Here is a 22,319-nt window from a genome sequence, read left to right as displayed (position 1 = left end):
ACTTCGACGTTCGATACAAATCACTTTAGTGGGCGAGTAATCACACTAAGGACAACTACGGAGCATTTACAAGGTTAGCAAAACTTGGCTTATCGCCAAGTCTTTATAACGAATGCCATCGTTTGACTTATACGCTCACCAATAAAATCTTTTATTTCTTTGATCGTGCAAGAATAAGTGTCTTTCTTATTCTGAGCCCCAGTCCCAGGATGTACCGGCAGTTAGTCGTAAGTCACCTATTCTTGAAGTATTATTTTCATCGGACTATTTGAACATCCTCTTAAATTATTTTATTTTTAATTCGTATGAAGACCACTTAATTATGTTATGATTTAAGGACAGAGACAAGGCTACTAACATAGCTGAAAAATGGCGTTCTAAGCTACTGATAGATACCATTTTTAACATATAAATCAACAAGGAGGCAGATATGATGAAAAAGATTGCAGCATTATTCATTTTGATCGGAGTTATTTTTCTTTCAATCGGAGGTTATCAGTATATAAAAACGGTAATCGGTGAAAAGCAAGCCTTGGCAGAGGCAGAAGAATTATTAGCTGCACCGAATAATGATGAGTTTGATGAAAAAGATGAATTCGATCCTCAATTTGGAGATACAATCGGTTTATTGGAAATTGAAAAAATTGAAGCATCGATCCCTATTGTTGAAGGAACGGACCCAGATGAGCTCGAACGTGGCGTTGGGCATATGTCACAAACTGCCTATCCAGGTGAAAATGATCAAATTTTATTATCTGGACATCGCGATACTGTTTTTACTCGCTTAGGCGAAGTTGAGATTGGAGATATCATTACAGTCCGTTTACCATATGGAAGCTTTGAATATGAAATGACCGATTCTATTATTGTGAGCGCAGACGATACCTCTGTGATTGGGTCAACTGCTCCTGATGAAGAACTTGTCATTTCTACCTGTTACCCATTTGGTTATATTGGAAATGCCCCTGACCGCTACGTTATTTATGCTGTTCCAGTTGAAGAATGATGAGGAGAGGTTAAGTCATGAAAAAGTTTACTTATATAATCGTTGCACTTCTAGTTATTCTTCTTGCTGGCTGTTCAGACGATGAAGAAGTTATTTTACCAGAACAACGATTTGAAGAATACATTCAATTATGGCAGGAGCAAAATTTTACTGAAATGTATGATAGGCTTTCTGAGGAAACACAGGAAACATACAGTCAGGAAGATTTTGCCGAGCGTTATCAAAAGATTTATCAAGATCTAGAAATTGAGGATTTATCCATTACCTATACCATACCAGATACTTCTGAAGAAAGTGAAGAGGAGGATATACCGACAACTTTCCCTATAACGGTACAGCAACAATCGGTTGTTGGAGAAATTCAATTCGATGCTGAAATCACGATGGTGGAACTGACTACTCAAGACGAGGAAGGTGAAACACAGAGTGACTGGGAAGTCGTTTGGGATCCGGGATTAATTTTCCCAGAACTTTCAGATGGCGGTTCTATAAGACTCGTCACAACCCCAACAACACGTGGGGAAATTTTTGATCGAAATGGCAATGGGTTGGCAGTAAATGATTCAGTTTATGAAGTGGGTGTTGATCCTGCTCAATTCACAGACAATCGTGAATCTGAGCTAGAAGAAATCGCCGACTTACTCGATATGAGTGTTGAAGCGATTGAATCAGTGCTCGAACAAGACTGGGTGACAGATGGTGTCTTCGTCCCGCTAAAAACAGTTCCTAATAATGATGAGGATTTAATTGACGATTTAACCGAGATTCCACCAGTGCTAACCAATACAAAAACAGGACGCTCTTATCCTTATGATGAGAGTTTAGCTCATCTAATTGGATATGTCGGAACGATTACTGAAGAGGAACTAGCGGAAGCTGATGAAGGTCACTATTCGCCAAACGATCAGATTGGCAAACGAGGGGCCGAGCAACTTTTCGAAGAACGTTTACGTGGTGAAGACGGCATTAGATTAATCGTTGAAAATGAAAACAGTAAAATCGGGATTTCCGAAAAATCACCTATTCCAGGCGAAGATGTTACCTTAACGATTGATGCAGAATTACAACAAATGATTTATGACTATTATGACGGTGAAGCAGGAACTACAGCTGCCATTGATCCTGAGACCGGGGAGACACTTGCACTCGTATCAAGTCCAGCATTTGATCCGCACGACTTTGCATATGGAATTAGTCAATCGAAATATAATGAATTAACTGAGGATCCAAAGCAGCCAAATTTAAACCGATTCACCTCAACCTATTCACCAGGATCTGCGTTTAAACCGATTACCGCAATGATTGGATTAAATACTGGGGTAATCACTCACGAGGATGCTGTCGAAATCGAAGGCTTAACCTGGAGTAAAGAAAATTGGGGCGATTATAAAGTGAGACGTGTCTCTGAGTCGACAGGGCCTGTTGATTTAAGTAATGCACTTATTCGATCTGATAACATTTACTTTGCTCAAAAGGCGATTGAAATCGGAGGAGAAGATTTTGTTGAGGCTTTAGTGGATCTAGGTTTTGGTGAGGACGGCTTATCTTATCGATACCCTATTTATTCGAGTCAAGTATCTAACAGTGGTGAGCTCGATCGTGAAACACTACTCGCTGACTCTGGCTATGGCCAAGGTGAAATTTTAATAACTGCCCTGCATTTAGCAACAGCCTATACACCGATATTAAATGACGGAACAATGATTCAACCGATTTTGGAAAATGATGAGGAGCAAGCCCAAGCCTATGCTGAAGACCTTATTCAACCGGAGGATGCGGAATACTTACGCGATGCGCTGCGTCAAGTTGTCGCCGCTTCAAATGGGACAGCACGACACGCCAATATCGATGCCGTTACTCTATCAGGCAAAACAGGTACAGCTGAATTAAAGCAATCGTTAACTGATGAAAATGCAGCTGAAAATGGTTGGTTCGTTGCCTATCCAGATTCACATGACATAATCATTGCGATGATGATTGAAAATGTTGAAGATCATGGCGGCAGTGGTTATGTCGTTGAAAAAGTTACTGAAATTTATCAAGAGCTCTATGAATAAACTTTTAAAGAGACTGGAACAAAACGAGTCTCAGATGATATAAACGGTTGTGTTTATCTATTTTTTGATAAACACAACCGTTTTTTCTTCTGTTACTTTTATGCCAGGTGTAAAAGATAAGATCTATGCTCAATCGCATTAAATCAGGTCATCCATTGCAGGTCGCTCCCCCCCTAAAAGATGAAAGTGAAATAAACGTTGCTTAGGATTATCGAGTTTATCTTCATAGCTAGCGATGCCATGCTCAAAATCATAGCAAAAAGGACATTTTCGAGAAGTGTCTACTTGAGTCATACAATAGCAGGTAGGAGTTGGGACATTTTGGTCAGCTCGCATCATTGATATGTCTCTTCTGAGCACGAGTTGGGACATTTTGAACTACTCATATCATTGAAATGTCCTTCCGTGTTTATTTCTCATCCCCATTTACTTGATTAGTGCTTACTCGAATCGATTCAAGTGTTGCAGCCAGAACTTTTAATCTTATTGAGTAGTTCAGCTTTTCTAAGCAGATAAAAAAGCTGTTACACAATCTATTTTTCATTGTGTAACAGCTCCCTTTTTAAGCTTGGTTTTGTCCTAGTCTCTTCTTTTCTCTAAAGCAGCTCCTCAATTTCAGCCTCGGCTAACAATTGATCTAATCGGTCATTCAAAGCATTTTGAATTTCCGTTTGGTAAAGTTGATTTTCAATTTCCGTACGAATATCAGCTAACTCAGGGGCTTCCTCCATCTGTTCTTGAAGGATATCATAAAAGTTCTCAACATCCTCATTACTTATACTAATATCGGAGAATTCTTGATCAATATAATATTGTTGAAGTAATGATTTAACTAAAATATCTCGGAAAACCTCTTCTGTATATGGTAATTGATCTAAAGTTTGATAAAACTCTTCTTCTGTCTCAAACTGAGCTTTTGTATCTTGATAAATAGCATCAGCTTCGCTATCAGTTACAACAATACCGTTTTGATAAGCATCCTGTGCTAATAGAGTTTGGCGAATCAGAGCCGTCATTGTCTCCTCGTGAACCTGGTCTAAATCATCTACTTGATCACTATTTTGTAAGAGTGTGTTTTTCGTTTCAATATAAACTAGATTGTAACTATCTCCATAAACTTCTTCACCATTCACAACTAAAACCATAAGATCCTCATCTACTAATTCATCTGCTGTCACAATCTCTTCAATATCATCCGGCTCTTCAGTTATATTTGGCATCTTAACTGTCTCATCTAGCTGTTCATGTTCACTGTCTTCGTTTGTCTCATGACTGTTACATGCAATCAAAGTCATACTTAATAACAGCATCAATCCACCTGTTGTTATTTTATTTAACACATTTATACCCCATTCAATTTAAAAATTCGTTCACTCGTCTACCCATAATATAACTTGATTCCATTGAAACATCTTTCCTAATTTCATTCAAGTGTAAAACTTATCAATTCTGGTATTAAGAGCATTATGCAAAGCTGCACGCCAATTAACAAAACTACAGTTGATTATTATATGTGGAATAAATTGATTCATGTGAAATATTTTAGCTTGCACGTAAAATCTAGGTTTTATATGCGAAATTCAATCTGCACGCGAATTCTGAGCTTTGCACGTAATCATGGATAAATAAGAAAATAATTATTAACATCACCAAAAAAATAAAGCGATCTAAATTGATCACTTCATTTAACATCTATTTTGTTATTATAGGTAATATTTTTGTTTCTTCGAGCATTTCTGAATGACATAACGGACATGTTGGTTTTTGATCAAATGAATAATCTGCTCGCATCCAACCTGCACAGTCTTCATCTGTACATGACCAAATTCTTGTTTCAATTTCCTCTACTGGTTCACGTCTATTATTATAATAAGCCATCAAACCACCCCTTTCTTGGGTCCATCTACTATTATACGCTTTTTTCGGAAATAAAACAAAGTGAGAATGAACTTTCGCCAGTATGGAAACCGTTATCTCTCCATGAATCATAGCTTATTTACAAGTAATTTAATTTCAATTGTAAGTCACTTTCGTTCACACGTGTTACCAATTCTGAAAATAATTTTAATTGATGACTACATTTATCATTAGTATATTTAAAAGATTTTCAACCCAACCTTTACACACTGAAAATAATAGGCACTTCTTGATCGAATATGCTAGGTTAGTCATCCATCTCCCCTATTGACTGGATCTACGTCAATCTTTTGGACACGAATAAGTTAAGTTTTTAATTGTTCTTTGAACATGATTTATATTAAACTGTCAGGGCTTGACACGGAGCCTCTGCGGGCACGATTTCTAAGCCATGGAGCCAGCTCGTTTAAAACATTCCTGGCTTGCCACGAAAGGCTATCATGCCCGCCTCTCCACGTAAAGCCGGTACAGTGAATTTAGTTAGCGTTAGTTATCCAGCACAAGTATATAAATCTTCCATCTCTTGTGGTGTTTTATAATCAATACTACCGTGAATTCTTTTGCGGTTGTACCAACCTTCAATGTATTGGAATAAAGCTAATTCGGCAGATTTATGATCAAAGTATTGAACATGATTTACTTCTTCTTTTTTTAAAATAGCGTGAAAAGACTCAATACAAGCATTATCATGAGGACTTCCCTTATAGCTAAAAGAATGTGTCATTTTGAAATTTTTTATCACTTTAGCGAATTCATCGCTTGTATATTGTGTACCTAAATCTGAATGGAATATGAGTCCTTCATCAGGTTTTTGTGCGTGATAAGCATTTTCTAGTGCTTTTATAATTAAATCAGTCGTCATCGTACGAGAAAAGGAATAACCTACAATCTTTTTAGTGTGAAGATCCATAACTGATGCAAGGTAACACCAACCATCACGAAGTGTATGGATATAAGTGATATCACCAACCCATTTTTCATTAATCGTTTCTGCCCTGAAGTCTCTTTCAAGAATGTTTTCTCGCTCAACAATAGTTTCCTTACTTGGAGTAGGACGAAACTTTTTAACAACGATTGACCTAATATCAGCTTTTTTCATCAAACGTTGAACTCGCTTTAGGCTGGCTTTGTAACCTACCTTTATTAATTGTTGATGGATTTTAGGTGCACCATAACGGTGTTTGCTCTCTTTATGGATTTCAATAATCTTTTTAGTTAATTCTTTATTTTCTCTATCACGATTAGAAATCGTTTTATCTAATGACTGATAGTACGTACTCCTTGGAATTTCAAGTACTTCACACATTGTTTGCACAGGATAGTTTTCTTTTTGGTCATGAATAAAATCAGTTATTTCAGCATCATTTACTTTTTTGCGAATATGGCCATAGCCTTTTTTAAGATATCATTTTCTTGTTGTAATTTAAGTATTTGTTTCTGTAATTTTGCATAATCATCTGGCGTTACAGAGGTTCCATCTTCTAACTCAATTGGATTGAACTTTTTAATCCATGCATAAATAGTTACTTCAGAAACGCCATATTCGCTGCTTAAACTTTTAACTGATTGACCCGAATTATATAACTCAACAACCATTTTACGAAAGTCGTCACTGTATCGTTTTCCGTTATTTTTATGTTTCATTGGACACATCCTCCTAAAATTAATTGTAATAACTTAACTAAGATGTGTCCATGAAACTATACTAGCATCAGACTCCCAACTTGATTCTAAAATTGACTTACCATTGAATTTTGATTCATTTTAGCAAACATTAAACTCACCTCTTGATGTATAATGGAATTTTGAAGGAATCAGAATAAACAAAACTCCTATTCCTGCCCTAGCTAAAACATAAAATTTTATTGGTGTTAGAAACTAAGGCTTTATTCTCACGAGGTAGTGATGATTTTGGCGCTCCGATAAGATATGGATAGTTAGTCGAAGATCATAAAGTCTCGGTGCTAAGCCGAGGTTTTCTTCTAAATGTAAAATACTTCATAGTCTTTCACCGTGTGATTACCTTATTTAACAAGAAAATTTAGTCGTGGGGAACTCACTTAAAATTTTTCATTAAACTATAAGTTGATTTTAGTTAAGTCCTGTCCTTAAATGTTTGGCTAACCTCTAGCAATGTGTCTGCCAGTTGCTTATTTAACAGCGGATTTGAAATCTTTTAAAAATTTCGCTATGCAAGCTTTTACATTAACTTTCTAAGTCTCCCTATTATTATATTATATGAAGTTGATACAAGTTTATTCAATTTATCCTAGATTAACTACACCATCGCTAAGGCGATCATTTAAATAGGTTAATCAGTTACAAGATTGACTACCCGTTTAGCATACTTATTTCTATAATTAATGAACAATTATTTTTTATTGTAATTAAAGTAATAAAATTAGGTCTTTTGAATCATGTAAAACGCGCTGATTTATCATATAATGAAAACGGTTACAATTTTGGAATATATATCTCTTCTTATGACTTGAATACTCAGATTCATGCTCTCAGTAGAGATAGCGTATTTTTCAAATTAGATTGTCCCCCTTATTGACACCCAATGCATCGTTAAATTGGGTGTTTTTTTTTGACAAAATCAGCTTATAAATCAGAAAGCCAATCATTTTCATTTGATAAAATAAATGTGATATGCTAAGTGCATATTGACCATAAAGGAGTGGTGTGACGATGCACTATCGGAAAATTGGCCAAACAGATTTAGATGTTTCTGTTATTGGTGTCGGTACATGGCAATTTGGTGGAGAGTGGGGTGTGGATTTTTCTCAAAATCAAGTTGATCAAATTTTAAATCAAGCACAACAAGAAGGAATTAATCTTTTAGATACTGCAGAATGTTATGGAGATCACCTTTCAGAACAATTAATTGGAGATTATCTCAAGCGGCACAATCGTGAAGACTGGATAGTAGCAACCAAATTCGGTCATCACTTCCATTCAGCCTTTGAACGAACACGACATGTTGATGCTGATTCTGTTCTCAAGCAATTAGATGCTTCCTTGAAAGCACTAAATACTGATTATATTGATCTTTATCAGTCCCATTCCTTAACAGATGATGAATTTAATAATGACAAACTATGGACCATGCTTGATAAGCAAAAGCAAGCAGGGAAAATCCGCTATTTAGGGCTCTCCTTACAAAATGAACCAAGTGTTCATCAAACAAAAGCAGCTAAATCAGTGGGGGCTGATGCACTACAAGTTGTCTACAATCGATTAACACGAGAACCAGAAGCAGACATCTTCCCGATTGCTGAACAGGAAAACTTAGGTGTACTTGCTCGAGTCCCCTTAGCAAGTGGCTATCTAAGTGGTAAATATAAACCCGGTGATAGCTTTTCAACTGGTGACGTACGTTCACGTCATGATCAAGAAAAACAAATTCAGATGCTGAAGACAGTCGAAAAAATTACTCAAGAAGAGTTGCCAGAGGGAACAGCCATGGCGACATGGGCACTTGCTTGGTGCCTACAACATCGAGCGGTAACCACTGTTATACCTGGGTGTAAAACACCAGAGCAAGTTAGTAAAAATGCTTCAGCAGCAAAATTAGATCTTGTTTCAAAAGAACATCCGCAATTCGTAAAATAACTATTTTACAAGTAACACTTTAGCTACCTCAAAGCTGTTGCTTGACTAGAATTTCACCCTTCCTTAGAAATAATTAAGACGTTGATCTTCTCTAATGGAAAATCAACGTCTTTCTATTAACTATTATTTAAATCCACGTGTTGCTTCTACTGCTTTCTTCCATCCAGAATATAACGGTTCACTCACGTCAACTGACATTTCTGCTTCAAACAATTGATCACGTTGCCAATATGAGGCTAGTTGATCACAATCGCGCCAGAAACCAATCGCTAAGCCGGCTAAATAAGCAGCACCAAGGGCTGTTGTTTCATTAATCTTTGCCCGTTCAACTGGAACATTTAAGAGATCACTTTGGAACTGCATTAGAAAATTATTCTTCACCGCACCACCATCTACCCGGAGCTGCTTTATTTCAGTTCCTGCATCTTTGACCATTGTATCTAAAACATCTTTTGTTTGATAAGCAATTGATTCCAATGTGGCACGAATGATATGTGCCTTAGTCGTTCCACGTGTTACCCCGAATAGGGCGCCTCTAGCTTCACTATCCCAATAAGGCGTTCCTAAACCAACAAATGCCGGTACAAAGTAAACACCCTCAGTTGAATCAACTAAGTTCGCATAATACTCACTTTCTTTTGCATGCTCAATGATCTGCAAGCCATCACGTAACCATTGCACAGCAGAGCCAGCTATAAAGACACTCCCTTCGAGTGCATAAGTAATTTCACCGTTAATTCCCCAGGCAATTGTCGTCAACAGACCATCCTTAGACTCAATTGCCTTTTGCCCTGTGGGCATGAGCATGAAACAGCCCGTTCCGTATGTATTTTTGACCATACCGATTTCATAGCAAGCTTGCCCAAATAAAGCAGCTTGCTGATCACCAGCAGCCCCAGCAATGGGTATTTCTTCACCAAAAAAATGATGACTGATCGTGTAACCATATACTTCAGAAGATGAACGAACTACTGGAAGGATACTTTGAGGAATGTCTAGTAAGTCTAACAGTTCCTGATCCCACTTTAATTGATGTATATTGTATAGCATCGTCCGTGATGCATTAGAGTAGTCAGTGATATGAAGTTTCCCGCCAGATAATTTATAAATTAACCATGTTTCAATCGTTCCAAATTGGAGCTCGTTACGGTTAGCTTTCTCGCGCGCACCAGGCACATGGTCAAGGATCCACTTAATTTTTGTTCCAGAAAAATACGGATCGATGAGTAAGCCTGTCTTTTGTCGAATCCAATCCTCATGGCCTGCTTCACGTAACTCCTGACAAATCTCTTCTGTTTGCCGCGATTGCCAAACCAGTGCGTGATAAATCGGTTTGCCCGTTTCACGATCCCAAACGACCGTCGTTTCTCTTTGATTAGCAATTCCAATACTTGCGACTTCGCTTGCGTGAACATCAGCCTTCCGTAACACATCAGCAATGCAAGCTAAAACAGATGTCCAAATCTCATTGGCATCATGCTCCACCCAACCAGGTTTTTGGAAAAATTGTTCAAATTCATGTTGCCCGGTTGCAATTACCTCTCCTTTTTGGTTAAAAAGAAAGGCTCGAGAGCTTGTTGTGCCTTGATCGATTGATAAAATATATTTCCCTTTCATACCAATAAGCCTCCTTTTGTTTAAATAAATTCGCCTTCTTACAAAGAATCTCTCTCGATTATAATCTCTTAATTAAGTTCCAAGTAGTTTTGCAAAGAATAATTCTATCATGAACTGAACTTGAAACAAGACAAACGCATTTAAAAAAATAGTCAGCACGAAGCCGTTCACCACTAAAATTTTATAATTTTAATAGGCAAAAAAATACCTATACCTATATTATCATTCAACAATAAAGGTACAGGTCAATACTTGCGAAGGGATGCAGCTCGCTTGCTACCCTTCTATCATAACTAATTTTGTAAGCGTTATCAATAGTTTTCTTATATAAAAAATGATTATTTTCAAGTTTTCAGACTCTATTAATCTTTTTTTGAGATTAATTTTATAATAAATAGTCTAAATAGATAACTTATCTCTATAACAGTGTCCAAAATTGGAGGTTTGACAGAATTTTTCAGTTATTTTTAAGAATAATTCGTGTTATGATACATTTATAGCTTTTTAATTTTTTTCAACAAAGGGATTTTTTAAAAAAATGAACCTGCGTTATCCTTGTGAATTAAGCCTTTATGTTATGAAAAATTATGAAAGGAAGTGATTTAATGCAACAAACGAACTTTCAACTAAGTAACATTACACTGAATCAAGATGTTGAATATCTTAATAAAATTCTAGATGGCGTATTACGTCATGAAGGTGGCGAAGATCTGCTCAACACCGTCATACATTTCCGGACTTTATCAAAAGCACTTCGTGATGATAATCGTCCAAGTAATTTCGATCAATTAAACCAAGAAATTAAAAAACTTGAACCACCATTACGTGAGAAAATCATCCGTGCCTTTTCCGTAAATTTACAACTTTATAACATAGCAGAGCAAAATTATCGCATTAGACGTAGACTACAGTATCAAATGCAAGATGACACGGTTATCCAGCCTCGTTCATTAGAAGAAGGTGTCAATCAGCTTTTTGACAATAACATCTCAATTGAGCAAGTCGAAAGTGCACTTGATCAGTTGTCATTAGAACTTGTCATTACAGCACACCCTACAGAAGCTACACGTCGAACGATGCTGCGCATTCATCATCAAATTGCTAACTTATTGAAAAAACGAGAATATGCTTATACACGCTATGATAAAAAAGTCATAAAAGAAAGAATTGAAACAGAAATCACAATTTTATGGCAAACCGCAGAAATACGTGAGAAGAAGCCTTCTGTTATGAAAGAAGTGTCAAACGGGCTTTATTTCTTCGATAAGGTACTCTTCGATGTGCTCCCTCTGGTTCATCAAGACTTAGAAGAGTTATTAGAAGATAAATATAACCATCGTTTTCACGTCCCATCGTTCTTGAGATTTGGCTCTTGGATTGGCGGAGACCGTGATGGTAATCCTTTTGTTAAAGCTAAAACTACTTACAAAACATTAACAGAACATCGTAAACTCGTTTTGACTAAATATGAAGAGTCAATTAATGGCTTAAAAGAAAAATTAAGTCAATCAACAAAAAGGGTTGATGTGAGTGGTGCCCTTGTTAAATCAATTGCCAAAGATCAACAAGAACTTCATTATAACGGTTGGCATAAAGAAGATGAGGTCTATCGAGTAAAACTCGGACTCATACATCGTCGTCTTAAATTAACTTCAATTGATGAAGAAAATGGCTATCGCGATGCCCATGCATTAATTGATGATTTAATCCTCATTCAGGATAGTCTTGAGTTGCATCATCCTAATGGAAATCCAATTAAACTGTTACGTAAAGTCATTAGGCAAGTTGAACTCTTTGGTTTCCACTTAGCTACTTTAGATGTTCGAAATCATAGTGGCGAACATGAAAACACGATTGCTGAAATATTTAGTTTAGTTGGGATTGCTGAAGACTATAAAGCCTTAGATGAGGAAGCAAAACTTGAGACCTTAATTAAAGTGTTAGAAGACCCACGTCCACTCATTTCTATTTATGATGAATTTTCTGAAGAAACACAGGAAATGATTGAAACATTTAGAACAATCAAAGAAGCAAAAGATACCTTTGGTGAAAGAGCAATTGAAGTTTACTTAATCAGTATGACTACATCAGTCAGTGACATTTTAGAAGTGTTAGTACTAGCAAAAGAGGTGGGTCTATACCGTGTATATCCAAGTGGCAGGGTTAAAAGCCGGATTCACGTTGCACCATTACTTGAGACAATTGAAGACTTGAAGTTTGGTCCAAAAATGATCAAACGACTCTTTGATATTCCTCTATATCGAAAACATTTAGAAGCACGCGGTGATTTACAGGAAATTATGTTAGGCTACTCTGACAGTAGTAAAGACGGTGGGAATATAACCGCTAATTGGGAGCTTTATCAAACACAAGATGAACTCCATTCAATTGCTTCATCATATGGTGTGAAACTAAAATACTTCCACGGTCGTGGTGGATCATTAGGACGAGGTGGTGGACCACTATATTCAAGTCTGCTTTCACAGCCACCAATTACTTTAGGTGACGGAGTCAAGATTACTGAGCAAGGCGAAGTTTTATCTTCTCGATATCTATTACCTGACATCGCCTATCGCAGCTTAGAACAAGCAACATCTGTATTGCTAACATCAATCGGTGGTATTTTTCAGTCTGAAAAGCAGGAAGAGATGCCAACAGAAGAAGCCCATAAAGTAATGTCCTATGCTTCAGACGTTGCACTTGAAAAATATCAAGAACTTGTTTTTGGAGATCCAGACTTCTTAAAGTACTTTAATCAAGGAACACCTTTAAACGAATTAGGTGAGCTAAATATTGGTTCACGGCCTATGAAGCGTAAAGGTAGTGATCATTTCGAAGATTTACGAGCTATTCCTTGGGTATTTGCTTGGACGCAATCACGACAGCTTCTTCCAGCCTGGTATGCTACAGGTTCTGGCTTAAAAGCCTATCTTGATCAAACGAATAATATTGAATTATTAAGAGAAATGTATAAGCATTGGCCGTTCTTCCAAGCTACCATTAATAACCTACAAATGGCTTTGACAAAAGCCGACTTAGAAATTGCTGAAGCTTATACAAAGATGATTGATAATCAAGAGATGAGCAAGCGAATTTTTGATCAGATTAAGGCTGAGCATGCTTTAACGAAGCAAGTCGTTTTAGAAATTGTTCAGCAAGAAGAACTGATGGATCATCAACCAAACATTAAAGAATCTGTTCGCTTGCGTAACCCATTAGTTGATCCACTTAATCTCATTCAAGTTCAATTGATTAATCAATTACGCCTTTTAGACGATGATGACCCAAAATATACACAGTTACTTGAAGAAGTATTAGCAACCATTAATGGTATTGCAGCTGGGTTACGTAACACAGGTTGATTTACACAAATTTCCCTATTTGCTTAAATAGCAGGTAGGGAAATTTTTTAGCTAACGACAAGTACATTTTTTTGTCTACAAATTTTTATGCTGATTAGACAAAATTAGACAAAGAAAGACTTGGTTCGCTATTTACAATTGATTACAATTGCATTAAACTATTATAGGATTATAGAGCAAGGAGGATCAAACGATTAGTCAGTTTACTAATGCTAGCTTATTACTAAAAACAACTCCAGAAATTGAACAGTTAAGAAATGAAATGTATCAAAGATATATCGAAACGAATGATCCAAAAGCACTTGTCGAAATTTCACAAAAGCTTGATCAAGTTATGAATCAATACTGTTTTTCTAATTTTCCAAATGAGGGAAACTAAAACTTCGTAATTGTTCGTCTTCTAATTATACATATCATTAACTCTTCTCTAAGGTGTTGTACCAAAGAATAAGAAAGACCCGCATTTACTTGTCTTTCTAAATACACTAGTTTTTCTTATACTTTGGCCGTAAAATGTTAGCTACCCTGAACCGGCTTCACAACAAAATATTATACTTTTTAAAAGTATAAATAAATTCATCTAAACAATTTGAATATGTTACGGAGCTAAAGTTTATTTAAGCACGCTCAAAAAAATTGATATTCCTATTGTTTTTTACTAAGCTAACTTATCATTAGCTTATTTTTTTACCCATCAATAATTGATTTTGATTAAATAGCTCAGGGATGGATGTTACAAAAGTATATTGGAATGACCTTCTGATTAAATAACACCACAGTATGCATTCATAGGCATGGACTTCCTTTTTTAACCAATCAGTGACTTACTATAAATATGATATGAATTATTTAATAGGAGCAATCTTCTGCCGGAAGCCCTGCTAAGAAAGACATGTATGATAAAAAAACGCCTTCCTTATCTGAATAAGAAAGACGTTTTTAATTGCTTAACAGTCTATAAAGTTATTTACACGATCCATGATTTCTGTTTCAATCTTTTTCAGTTTAGCTTTGCTTGTTTCTTCATCCTCACCATTGACTCCAAAGTAAAACTTCACCTTAGGCTCTGTTCCTGATGGGCGAACACAGAACCATGATCCATCTGTTAAGAAATACTTCAATACATTCGACTTTGGTAGAGTAATCGCTTCAATTTGTTTTGATTCAACTTGTGTTCGCTCACTGCTCTGATAGTCCTCAATTGAAGCAACAATTTGATCGGCAACACTTACCGGCGGGTTTTCTCTAAAATCAACAAGTAGTGCTTCAATTTGTTCAGCACCCGCTTTACCTTTCAATGTTAATGACTGAAGGGATTCATAGTAATAGCCATACTTTGCAAAAACTTCTTGCAAACCTTGGTATAAAGTCATTCCTTTTTCTTTATAAAATGCAGCAACTTCTGCAATGAGCATACTCGCTTGAATCGCATCTTTATCACGAACAAAATCGCCAACTAAATAACCATAACTTTCTTCATAACCAAATAAGAATTGATGAGCACCTGTTTCTTCGTATTCTTTAATTTTTTCACCGATAAATTTAAAACCTGTTAATGTATCGATCGTTTCTATACCATGAGCTTTAGCGATATCTCGTCCAATCTCACTTGTGACAATTGTTTTTAACACAGTAGCATTATGGGCTAAAGTCCCTTGTTTTTTCTTTGCTTCAATTAAGTAATCAAGCATAAGTGCCCCCACTTGATTACCGGTTAACACAACATAATGGCCAGTTTCATTCTTGGTGGCTACACCCATCCGATCCGCATCAGGATCTGTTCCGATTAAAATATCTGCACCTGTTTTTTCACCTTGTTTGATTGCCAACGAAAAAGCAGCATGTTCTTCAGGATTTGGTGATTCGACCGTGCTAAAGTTAGGATCTGGTTGCTCCTGCTCAGGAACAACATCAATCTGATTAAAACCCATCGCTCGAAGTGCACGACGAACAGGAACATTCCCTGTCCCATGTAGAGGTGTAAAGATAATTTTCAAATCATCTGCAACAGCATTAATCATTTCCGGTTGTTGAATAATGCCTGTTAACTTCTCTTGATAAGCTTTATCAATGTGCTCACCAACCATTTCAATTAAGCCATCTGCTTTTAGTTGCATCTCGTCCTTCACTTCTACTAATAATTCATTTTCAACCTGATTAACCTGTGCAATGATTTCAGCTGCTGTCTCCAGTGGAATTTGACCTCCATCATTGTTATATACTTTAAAACCGTTATATTCTGGCGGATTATGACTTGCGGTCACCATGATCCCACTATATGCATGTAAATGTCGAACTGCAAATGATAATTCCGGTGTTGAACGCAATGATTCAAAAACATAAGCTCGAATACCATGGGTGGCTAAAGTTTTAGCCGCCTCCATCGCAAAAAGTGGTGATTTAAATCGAGAATCATAAGCAATCGCAACACCCCTTTTTACCGCTTGATCACCCTCAGATAAAATATACCGAGCGAGCCCAGCAGCAGCCTTACGAATTGTATAGATATTCATTCGATTTGATCCAGGACCTAATTCACCACGCATGCCACCCGTACCAAATTCCAAATTTTTGTAGAAACTATCTTCTAATTTCTTATGATCATCTTTCATTTCATTTAATTGGTCACGTAGTTCTCGATCTAAATCTTCGAATTGATCCCATTTTTCAAATGTCGTTTGCCAGTTCAAAATCGTCGCCTCCAATAAAAAGTTTGATATCATTTATCTATTATAACAAATTTAATGGGTAAGTTGTGAAAAAAATGGAACTGAGTCCCCCTTTCTATTGACTTTAAATTCTTATCTATGTGTAAAGAAACGATTGTGAATCCTTTGCAGAAAAATTTTCCGCTCACAATCTCAGGAATTTCCTATCTAGTTCAGTCATTTACATTTAAGTTAATAGATTTGTACTCAAGTTTTGTAATTTGCAATCAACTTTCACGATTTGCAATCAAGTTAACGAAAATACAGTCAAGTTCGGCGATTTGCAGTCAAGTTTCGTAAAATACAGTCAAGTTCAGCGATTTGCAATCAAGTTAGCGAAAATACAGTCAAGTTCTGCGATTTGCAATCAAGTTAGCGAAAATACAGTCAAGTTCTGCGATTTACAATCAACTTCTACGATTTGCAATCAACTACATTGTTCTTTTCAATTGTCTTAAATTGAAAAAACTAGATGTAAAAACATAGCTAGTTTCTACATCTAGTGGGTTGATAAAAACCGATCTAGCCCTTCAATTTTTAGCGTTTTACTTTTGGGCGACACAAGACTTTAATTCCATATGGCTTTAACAGCAGATGATCCGATAGCTTTTGTTCAGTTAATGCATCTTGGTACTCTACTTGATCCAGCCATACTTTTCGTTCTTCGTTACTGAAATTCATTACAAAAACATAATCGGTTGTTTCATTTGAACGTAATTGAGCCGTTACCCCTTCTGGTAAGTCTTGATCAATGACGCGCTTTAACCCTATGTCTCTTGCTAGTGCTCGATAGAAATCACGGTTGAAATCAAGTTTTTGTCGAGCCGCCATATAATAAGCTGCCCCTTTACCCAATCGATTGACCGTTAATGCTGGACGACCTTGATAAAAATCACTTTGATAATTGGCTAATGCTTCTGCACCTTCTAGATGGATTAAATCACATAAATCATGAACACCATATTCACCCGTTAAGCCAAGTGGATTATTTTGATTCAATTTAATCGCATTAGACTCATCATCATAAAGCCCATCAATTTCCTCTGACCAAATCCCTAACGTTTTTCGAAGGGGACCTGGGAAACCATTTAGGTAAGTAAGATCCGTCTCATTAACAATCCCCGACCAATATGTCGTCACAAAAGTTCCACCCGCAGCTACAAATGCTTCAACTCGCTCTCCTACTCCTTCTCGAACCATGTAGAGCATTGGAGCAACAACTAACTTGTATTGTGATAAATCACGGTCCATGCTGATCACATCAACTGGAATCCCCTGCTCCCAGAATGCTTGATAATGCTCTTGTACCGTTCGTTCGTAATGAACCCCCATATTTCTTGGTCCTTGTGAATCTTTAACCGCCCATCGATTTTCAGTATCGAAGATAATTGCTACCTCTGGTTTAACAGAGGCACCTGTCAGGTCTTCTAGCTTAGCTAATGCTTCACCAACTTCTGCGACTTCTTGGAAAACGCGTGTATGCTCATGTCCAACATGATCGACAACAGCACCATGGAGCTTCTCACTTGAACCGCGACTTTTACGCCATTGAAAATATTGAACAGAATCTGACCCATGTGCAATCGCTTGTAGTGATGACAAGAAATGCATCCCTGGCTTTTTTAATTTACTCATATTTTGCCAATTTGTTGAGCTCGGCGTACTTTCCATTAAGTAAAAAGGTTGGCCGCCTTTTAGTGAACGGAACCAGTCATGATTCATCGCCGTGAAAGCAGCGATATCTCGTTCATCGTCTGAATCATGCCAAGTTGGATATGAATCCCATGAAATAAAGTCAACATCAGAAGCAAATTTATCATAATTCAGACCTTCAAACAGAACCATAAAGTTTGTTGTCGCGGGAATATTCGGGTTCTTTTCTCTTAAAGGTTTTAACTCATGACGGTAAAAGTCAATCGTCTGGTCTGTGACAAAACGCTTCCAATCTAAATTCTGACCATGAACCATTGTCTCACCATGTGGTGCTGGTGATTCAACCTGTGACCAACTCGTATAAGTATGACTCCAAAATGTTGTCCACCAAGCATGATTTAATGCAGCTAAAGTTTTATACTTTGCTTTAACCCAATCTCGAAATGCTTCTTGACAATAATGACAATGACATTCACCACCATATTCGTTTGAAATATGCCATCCGGCAATAGCTGGGTGATTACTATAACGCTCCGCCAGCTTCCTATTTATGATTGCTATTTTTTCTCGATAAACAGGTGACGTATAACAGTGATTATGACGTGCTCCATGTAAATGACGAACACGATTTTCAGACACTCTTAACACTTCAGGATATTTTTCCGACATCCATGTTGGCCTTGCTCCACTCGGCGTAGATAAAAAAACAGATACACCCTTTTCATGCAGACCATCCATGACTCGATCCAGCCAGCTAAAGTCAAAAACTCCTTCCTCTGGCTCAAGCTTAGCCCATGAAAACATCCCAATCGACATCACATTAACATTGGCTAACTTCATTAAGCGTAAATCCTCTTCAAATATCTCAGGATAATCCAACCATTGCTCTGGATTGTAATCCGCTCCATGAAGTAATTTTGAAAGTTTTTCGTTTAAAGGTTTAAACATAATTATCCATCCCTTCTATGTATTATATATATTGGTCGTACTACTTATTTAAAAGTAAATACATTCAATGAGTCTAAAGCATTCCCTTCAAAATCAAACAATCCTTGATTAGCCCAATGATTACCTGGCTTACCTAGATCATCACCGTATACCATTCCCGCTTTGCTTGCCCAGCTTGAACCTTTAACAGGAAGCCAAGCAGGTTCCCAGTATACAATTCCCAAACCTTGCTTATCATTTTGCTGAACATCTTTGACCACCTTGATCAAATCAGTCAAGAATTCCTTTTGTCCGTCCACTGTTGGCGGATAACCAGCTATATCAGATAGTTCAAGATTAAAAATACTATCTTCTCCATTGGGTGCTTGCTCTGTGAAAGCATAAGATGTCTCAACAACCATAACATCTTTTTTATATCTTGCTGTTATATCTTTTAAATTATCTGCTAGATCTGCTAACGTATTATGCCAATAAGGGTAGTATGAAAGACCAATAATATCATAGTCAAGTTTTCTTTCAGTTGCTTGATCAAACCAGCCTCGATAAAGGTCGTTAGCCCCACCGAAATCTAAATGAATAATAATTTGTAATTCTTCTGCCGATCTCATTTCTCGTGTTGCTTTTATGCCTGCACTCAGTAGTTCGATTAAATGATCAAAAGACTTTCTCTGAGTCTCTTGATCTAACTCTTCAAAACGTCTTTCTTCAAACAAATAGTTGGCGATTTTCCCATCGGGAAAGAGCATACCATTTGTTGTTTCATTACCTATTTGAAGATATTTCGGCATCAAATCAAGTTGAGCAAAACAATTTAACGTCTCTTGTGTGTACTGATAGACTTTATCCACTAGGGCTTTGCCATGTAAATTTGTCCAGGCTTTAGGTTTAACTTGTTTTTTCGGATCTGCCCAAAAGTCACTATAATGAAGGTTTAACATCAAATCTAAACCAGCATGCTTAGCACGCTTAGCCAACTCTATCGTTGTTGCTAAATCATTTGTCCCCCCTAAATATGGACGCCCCGCTTCATCATATGGATCAACCCATAACCTTAAACGTATCGTATTAATTCCTTTTAATTTAAGAATTTCAAACAGATCTTTTCTCTGACCTTCTAAATAATAGCTCCCTCCAAAAGATTCTATTTCTTTTAGCGAAGAAACATCTGCCCCCTTAATAAATGTGTTCATTATAATCTACCATCCCTTCATTGGTTTTATATTTTTCAACATTAACCTTTAGTTCCACCTGAGGTTAAACCAGAGATTAAATATTTTTGTAAAAATAAATAGATGATCGCAACGGGAACCGCAATCAGCATGGCTCCAGCTGAAAAACGGACAAAGTTATTTGAAAACTGATCATTAATAAATTGATACAAGCCCAGTGCAATCGTATAATTTCTTTGACTGTGCAAAACAATAGATGGTAATAAAAAATCAAATAAAGGTGTCATAAAGTTAAATAAAGCAACAACCGCAAGGATGGGTTTAGCTAATGGTATGATAATTCTAAAGAAAACAGTTAAATGCCCTGCACCATCGATTCGAGCTGATTCATCTAACTCCCTTGGGATCGTATCTAAATAACCTTTTACAAGCCATGCATTAAATGGAATTTGCCCGCCCACATAAATCAAAATTAAACCTGTTAATGAGTCCAATAACCCAACTAGATTTAATAGGATATATAAGGCAACCATGGCCATCATAGACGGAAACATTTGCAAAATCAGAAATGTATATAGGCCACTTTTTCTTCCAACGAATCGATATCTAGAAAATGCATAAGCAACTAATGATGTCATGGCAACTGATAAAATCGCATTAGAACCTGAAACAATCATACTATTTTTATACCATGTTAAATAATGACTATTTGGACTAGTAAACAACCATTCATAGTGAGTAAGTGACCAATTCTCAGGTATAATTGAAGATGAGTATAAACTCGATCCTTCATTTAATGACATTCCAAACGCCCATGCTAAAGGATATAAGATAATAATTGACATGATCCCAAAAACCGAATATATCCCTACCATTTCTAAAGTGTTTTTTAATTTAGAATTCATTATACTTGGCCCTCCTCTTTAAATGATCTTGTTTTGCGAAATTGAAGGATTGCAAAAGTGGAGATCAAGATGCCAATTATTAATGAAATAGCTGCTGCCATACTATAATTATTCGTATCAAACGTTAACTTATATACCCACGATATTAATATATCTGTTCCACCTGCATTTTGTCCTTTAACGGCTGGTCCCCCTTCGTTAAATAAATAAATCACATTAAAGTTATTAAAATTCGTTGTATATTGAATAATTAACAAAGGCGCTGTTGCAAACAAAACATGTGGTAATGTAATACTTTTGAATTTTTGCCACCTTGTTGCCCCATCAACTTCTGCGGCCTCATACCAATCCTTAGAAGTACTTTGTAAGACACCTGAGAATAAAGCAAATAGAAATGGATAACCCAACCAAGTTTGAATAAAAATCAATGCAGCTCTTGTGTAAGCCGGATTAGTTAACCATGGTATCCCTTCTCCACCAAAAAGTGGAATAATAATATCACGATTAATTGAACCAAAATCATCATTAAACATAGCGGCAAAAATAATAATTGAAACAAAGCCAGGGACAGCCCATGGTAAAATTAAAACCGTTCTGAAAAACTTTTTAAATCGCACACGACTATCATTAGCCAATAAAGCCAAAAAGAGACCCAAACAAATTTGAAATGTTGTGGCTACTAATGTCCACACAATTGTCCATGAAAAAACAGATAAAAATGTATTTCGCCAAAGCGGAACATTTACCAAATCACTGAAATTTTCAAAACCTACCCAATGCAATAAATTTCTGGGCGGTGAATTATATAAATCATAGTCCGTAAAAGCTAACGATAACGCAAATAATAAGGGTAAAATAACGGTAAAAACTAATAAAATCAGACCAGGTGCTGTTAAGAAATAGGCAAATGATTTGTCATAGCCATCACGAATGGAATCTCTTAAGCGCGGTGGCTGCCATCCTTCTCTAATTAATGTGGCTTGCTTTTTAGCATCTCGAATATTAAAGACATAAAAAACAATGGCAAATCCAATAATAATGATTGATATCAATCCATAAACTAACAAAAAGACAGAATGATCTACAACTGGAATCGTACCTAACGTAATAATCCCCCATAACCCTAATCCGATAAAATCCCAAAGCGTGAGTAAAAAGGCGATTTCCAGAATAATAAAACAGATCCCTTTTAAAATTCTTCTATTATAAATTTGACCTAATCCAGCAAAAATAAATGATAATATAAACGCTGTCTTGGGATTATGACTCTGCCGATCCTTATTGGACTTAGTATTTATTTCAGCCATATAAAAATCTCCTTACTTATGATTCATTTTGAGTAGGAGACTCTGCTCCCACTCA

At 36.6% G+C, this 22,319-nt stretch carries 14 protein-coding genes; 5 read left to right on the top strand and 9 right to left on the bottom strand.

The features are described 5' to 3' along the window. The first annotated feature begins 433 nt into the window (after nt 1-433). Complete coding sequence (locus tag ACS127_RS09280; RefSeq protein ID WP_440894759.1) at nt 434-1,006, top strand: class D sortase; 573 nt, start codon at nt 434-436, stop codon at nt 1,004-1,006. A 17-nt stretch (nt 1,007-1,023) separates the two neighbouring features. Further along, nucleotides 1,024-3,063, top strand: a complete 2,040-nt coding sequence (locus ACS127_RS09275; RefSeq protein ID WP_440894758.1) for a penicillin-binding transpeptidase domain-containing protein — start codon at nt 1,024-1,026, stop codon at nt 3,061-3,063. A 596-nt stretch (nt 3,064-3,659) separates the two neighbouring features. Here ACS127_RS09275 and ACS127_RS09270 read toward each other — a convergent pair. The 3 genes from ACS127_RS09270 to ACS127_RS09260 form a co-directional block, all read right to left on the bottom strand. Continuing rightward, nucleotides 3,660-4,403: a SurA N-terminal domain-containing protein gene (locus ACS127_RS09270; protein WP_440894757.1), complete on the bottom strand. Its 744-nt coding sequence runs from the start codon at nt 4,401-4,403 to the stop codon at nt 3,660-3,662. A gap of 352 nt (nt 4,404-4,755) precedes the next feature. Then, nucleotides 4,756-4,941 (bottom strand): cold-shock protein, encoded by a 186-nt coding sequence (locus ACS127_RS09265; RefSeq protein WP_440894756.1) that lies wholly within the window; start codon nt 4,939-4,941, stop codon nt 4,756-4,758. Between the two features lie 529 nt (nt 4,942-5,470). Continuing rightward, a protein-coding gene (locus tag ACS127_RS09260) for an IS3 family transposase (RefSeq protein WP_440894755.1) occupies nt 5,471-6,624 on the bottom strand; the annotation gives its coding sequence in 2 pieces (ribosomal slippage) (nt 5,471-6,372 and nt 6,372-6,624; 1,155 coding nt in all). A gap of 1,047 nt (nt 6,625-7,671) precedes the next feature. Between ACS127_RS09260 and ACS127_RS09255 the strand changes: the two genes are divergently transcribed. Continuing rightward, nucleotides 7,672-8,595: an aldo/keto reductase gene (locus ACS127_RS09255; RefSeq protein WP_440894754.1), complete on the top strand. Its 924-nt coding sequence runs from the start codon at nt 7,672-7,674 to the stop codon at nt 8,593-8,595. 123 nt (nt 8,596-8,718) lie between these two features. Here ACS127_RS09255 and glpK read toward each other — a convergent pair whose 3' ends face one another. Then, on the bottom strand, nt 8,719-10,212 hold the full coding sequence (gene glpK / locus ACS127_RS09250) for a glycerol kinase GlpK (protein WP_440894753.1): 1,494 nt from the start codon (nt 10,210-10,212) through the stop codon (nt 8,719-8,721). A gap of 605 nt (nt 10,213-10,817) precedes the next feature. On the opposite strand from glpK, the gene ppc reads away from it, so the two are divergent. Both ppc and ACS127_RS09240 read left to right on the top strand, forming a co-directional pair. Next, on the top strand, nt 10,818-13,574 hold the full coding sequence (ppc, locus tag ACS127_RS09245; protein WP_440894752.1) for a phosphoenolpyruvate carboxylase: 2,757 nt from the start codon (nt 10,818-10,820) through the stop codon (nt 13,572-13,574). A gap of 193 nt (nt 13,575-13,767) precedes the next feature. Continuing rightward, nucleotides 13,768-13,953, top strand: a complete 186-nt coding sequence (locus ACS127_RS09240) for an aspartyl-phosphate phosphatase Spo0E family protein (protein WP_440898116.1) — start codon at nt 13,768-13,770, stop codon at nt 13,951-13,953. Between the two features lie 568 nt (nt 13,954-14,521). Here the strand turns inward: ACS127_RS09240 and ACS127_RS09235 are convergent. From ACS127_RS09235 to ACS127_RS09215, 5 genes are all read right to left on the bottom strand, one after another. Continuing rightward, complete coding sequence (locus tag ACS127_RS09235; protein WP_440894751.1) at nt 14,522-16,264, bottom strand: phospho-sugar mutase; 1,743 nt, start codon at nt 16,262-16,264, stop codon at nt 14,522-14,524. Nucleotides 16,265-16,819: 555 nt separating this feature from the next. Next, nucleotides 16,820-18,883, bottom strand: coding sequence for a beta-galactosidase (locus ACS127_RS09230; RefSeq protein WP_440894750.1), 2,064 nt, complete (start codon nt 18,881-18,883; stop codon nt 16,820-16,822). A 44-nt stretch (nt 18,884-18,927) separates the two neighbouring features. Beyond that, entirely contained in the window at nt 18,928-20,073 is a 1,146-nt protein-coding gene (locus tag ACS127_RS09225) for a glycoside hydrolase family 53 protein (protein WP_440894749.1), read from the bottom strand. Between the two features lie 41 nt (nt 20,074-20,114). Beyond that, nucleotides 20,115-20,957: a sugar ABC transporter permease gene (locus ACS127_RS09220; RefSeq protein ID WP_440894748.1), complete on the bottom strand. Its 843-nt coding sequence runs from the start codon at nt 20,955-20,957 to the stop codon at nt 20,115-20,117. Then, entirely contained in the window at nt 20,957-22,264 is a 1,308-nt protein-coding gene (locus ACS127_RS09215) for an ABC transporter permease subunit (protein ID WP_440894747.1), read from the bottom strand. The genes ACS127_RS09220 and ACS127_RS09215 overlap by 1 nt, the downstream gene beginning before the upstream one ends. Nucleotides 22,265-22,319: the final 55 nt, after the last annotated feature.

Source organism: Amphibacillus sp. Q70, from assembly GCF_052055485.1.
Lineage (GTDB): Bacteria > Bacillota > Bacilli > Bacillales > Amphibacillaceae > Amphibacillus.
The sequence above is the reverse complement of the archived record's forward strand: the minus strand, read 5'-3'. Positions and strand labels throughout refer to the sequence as shown.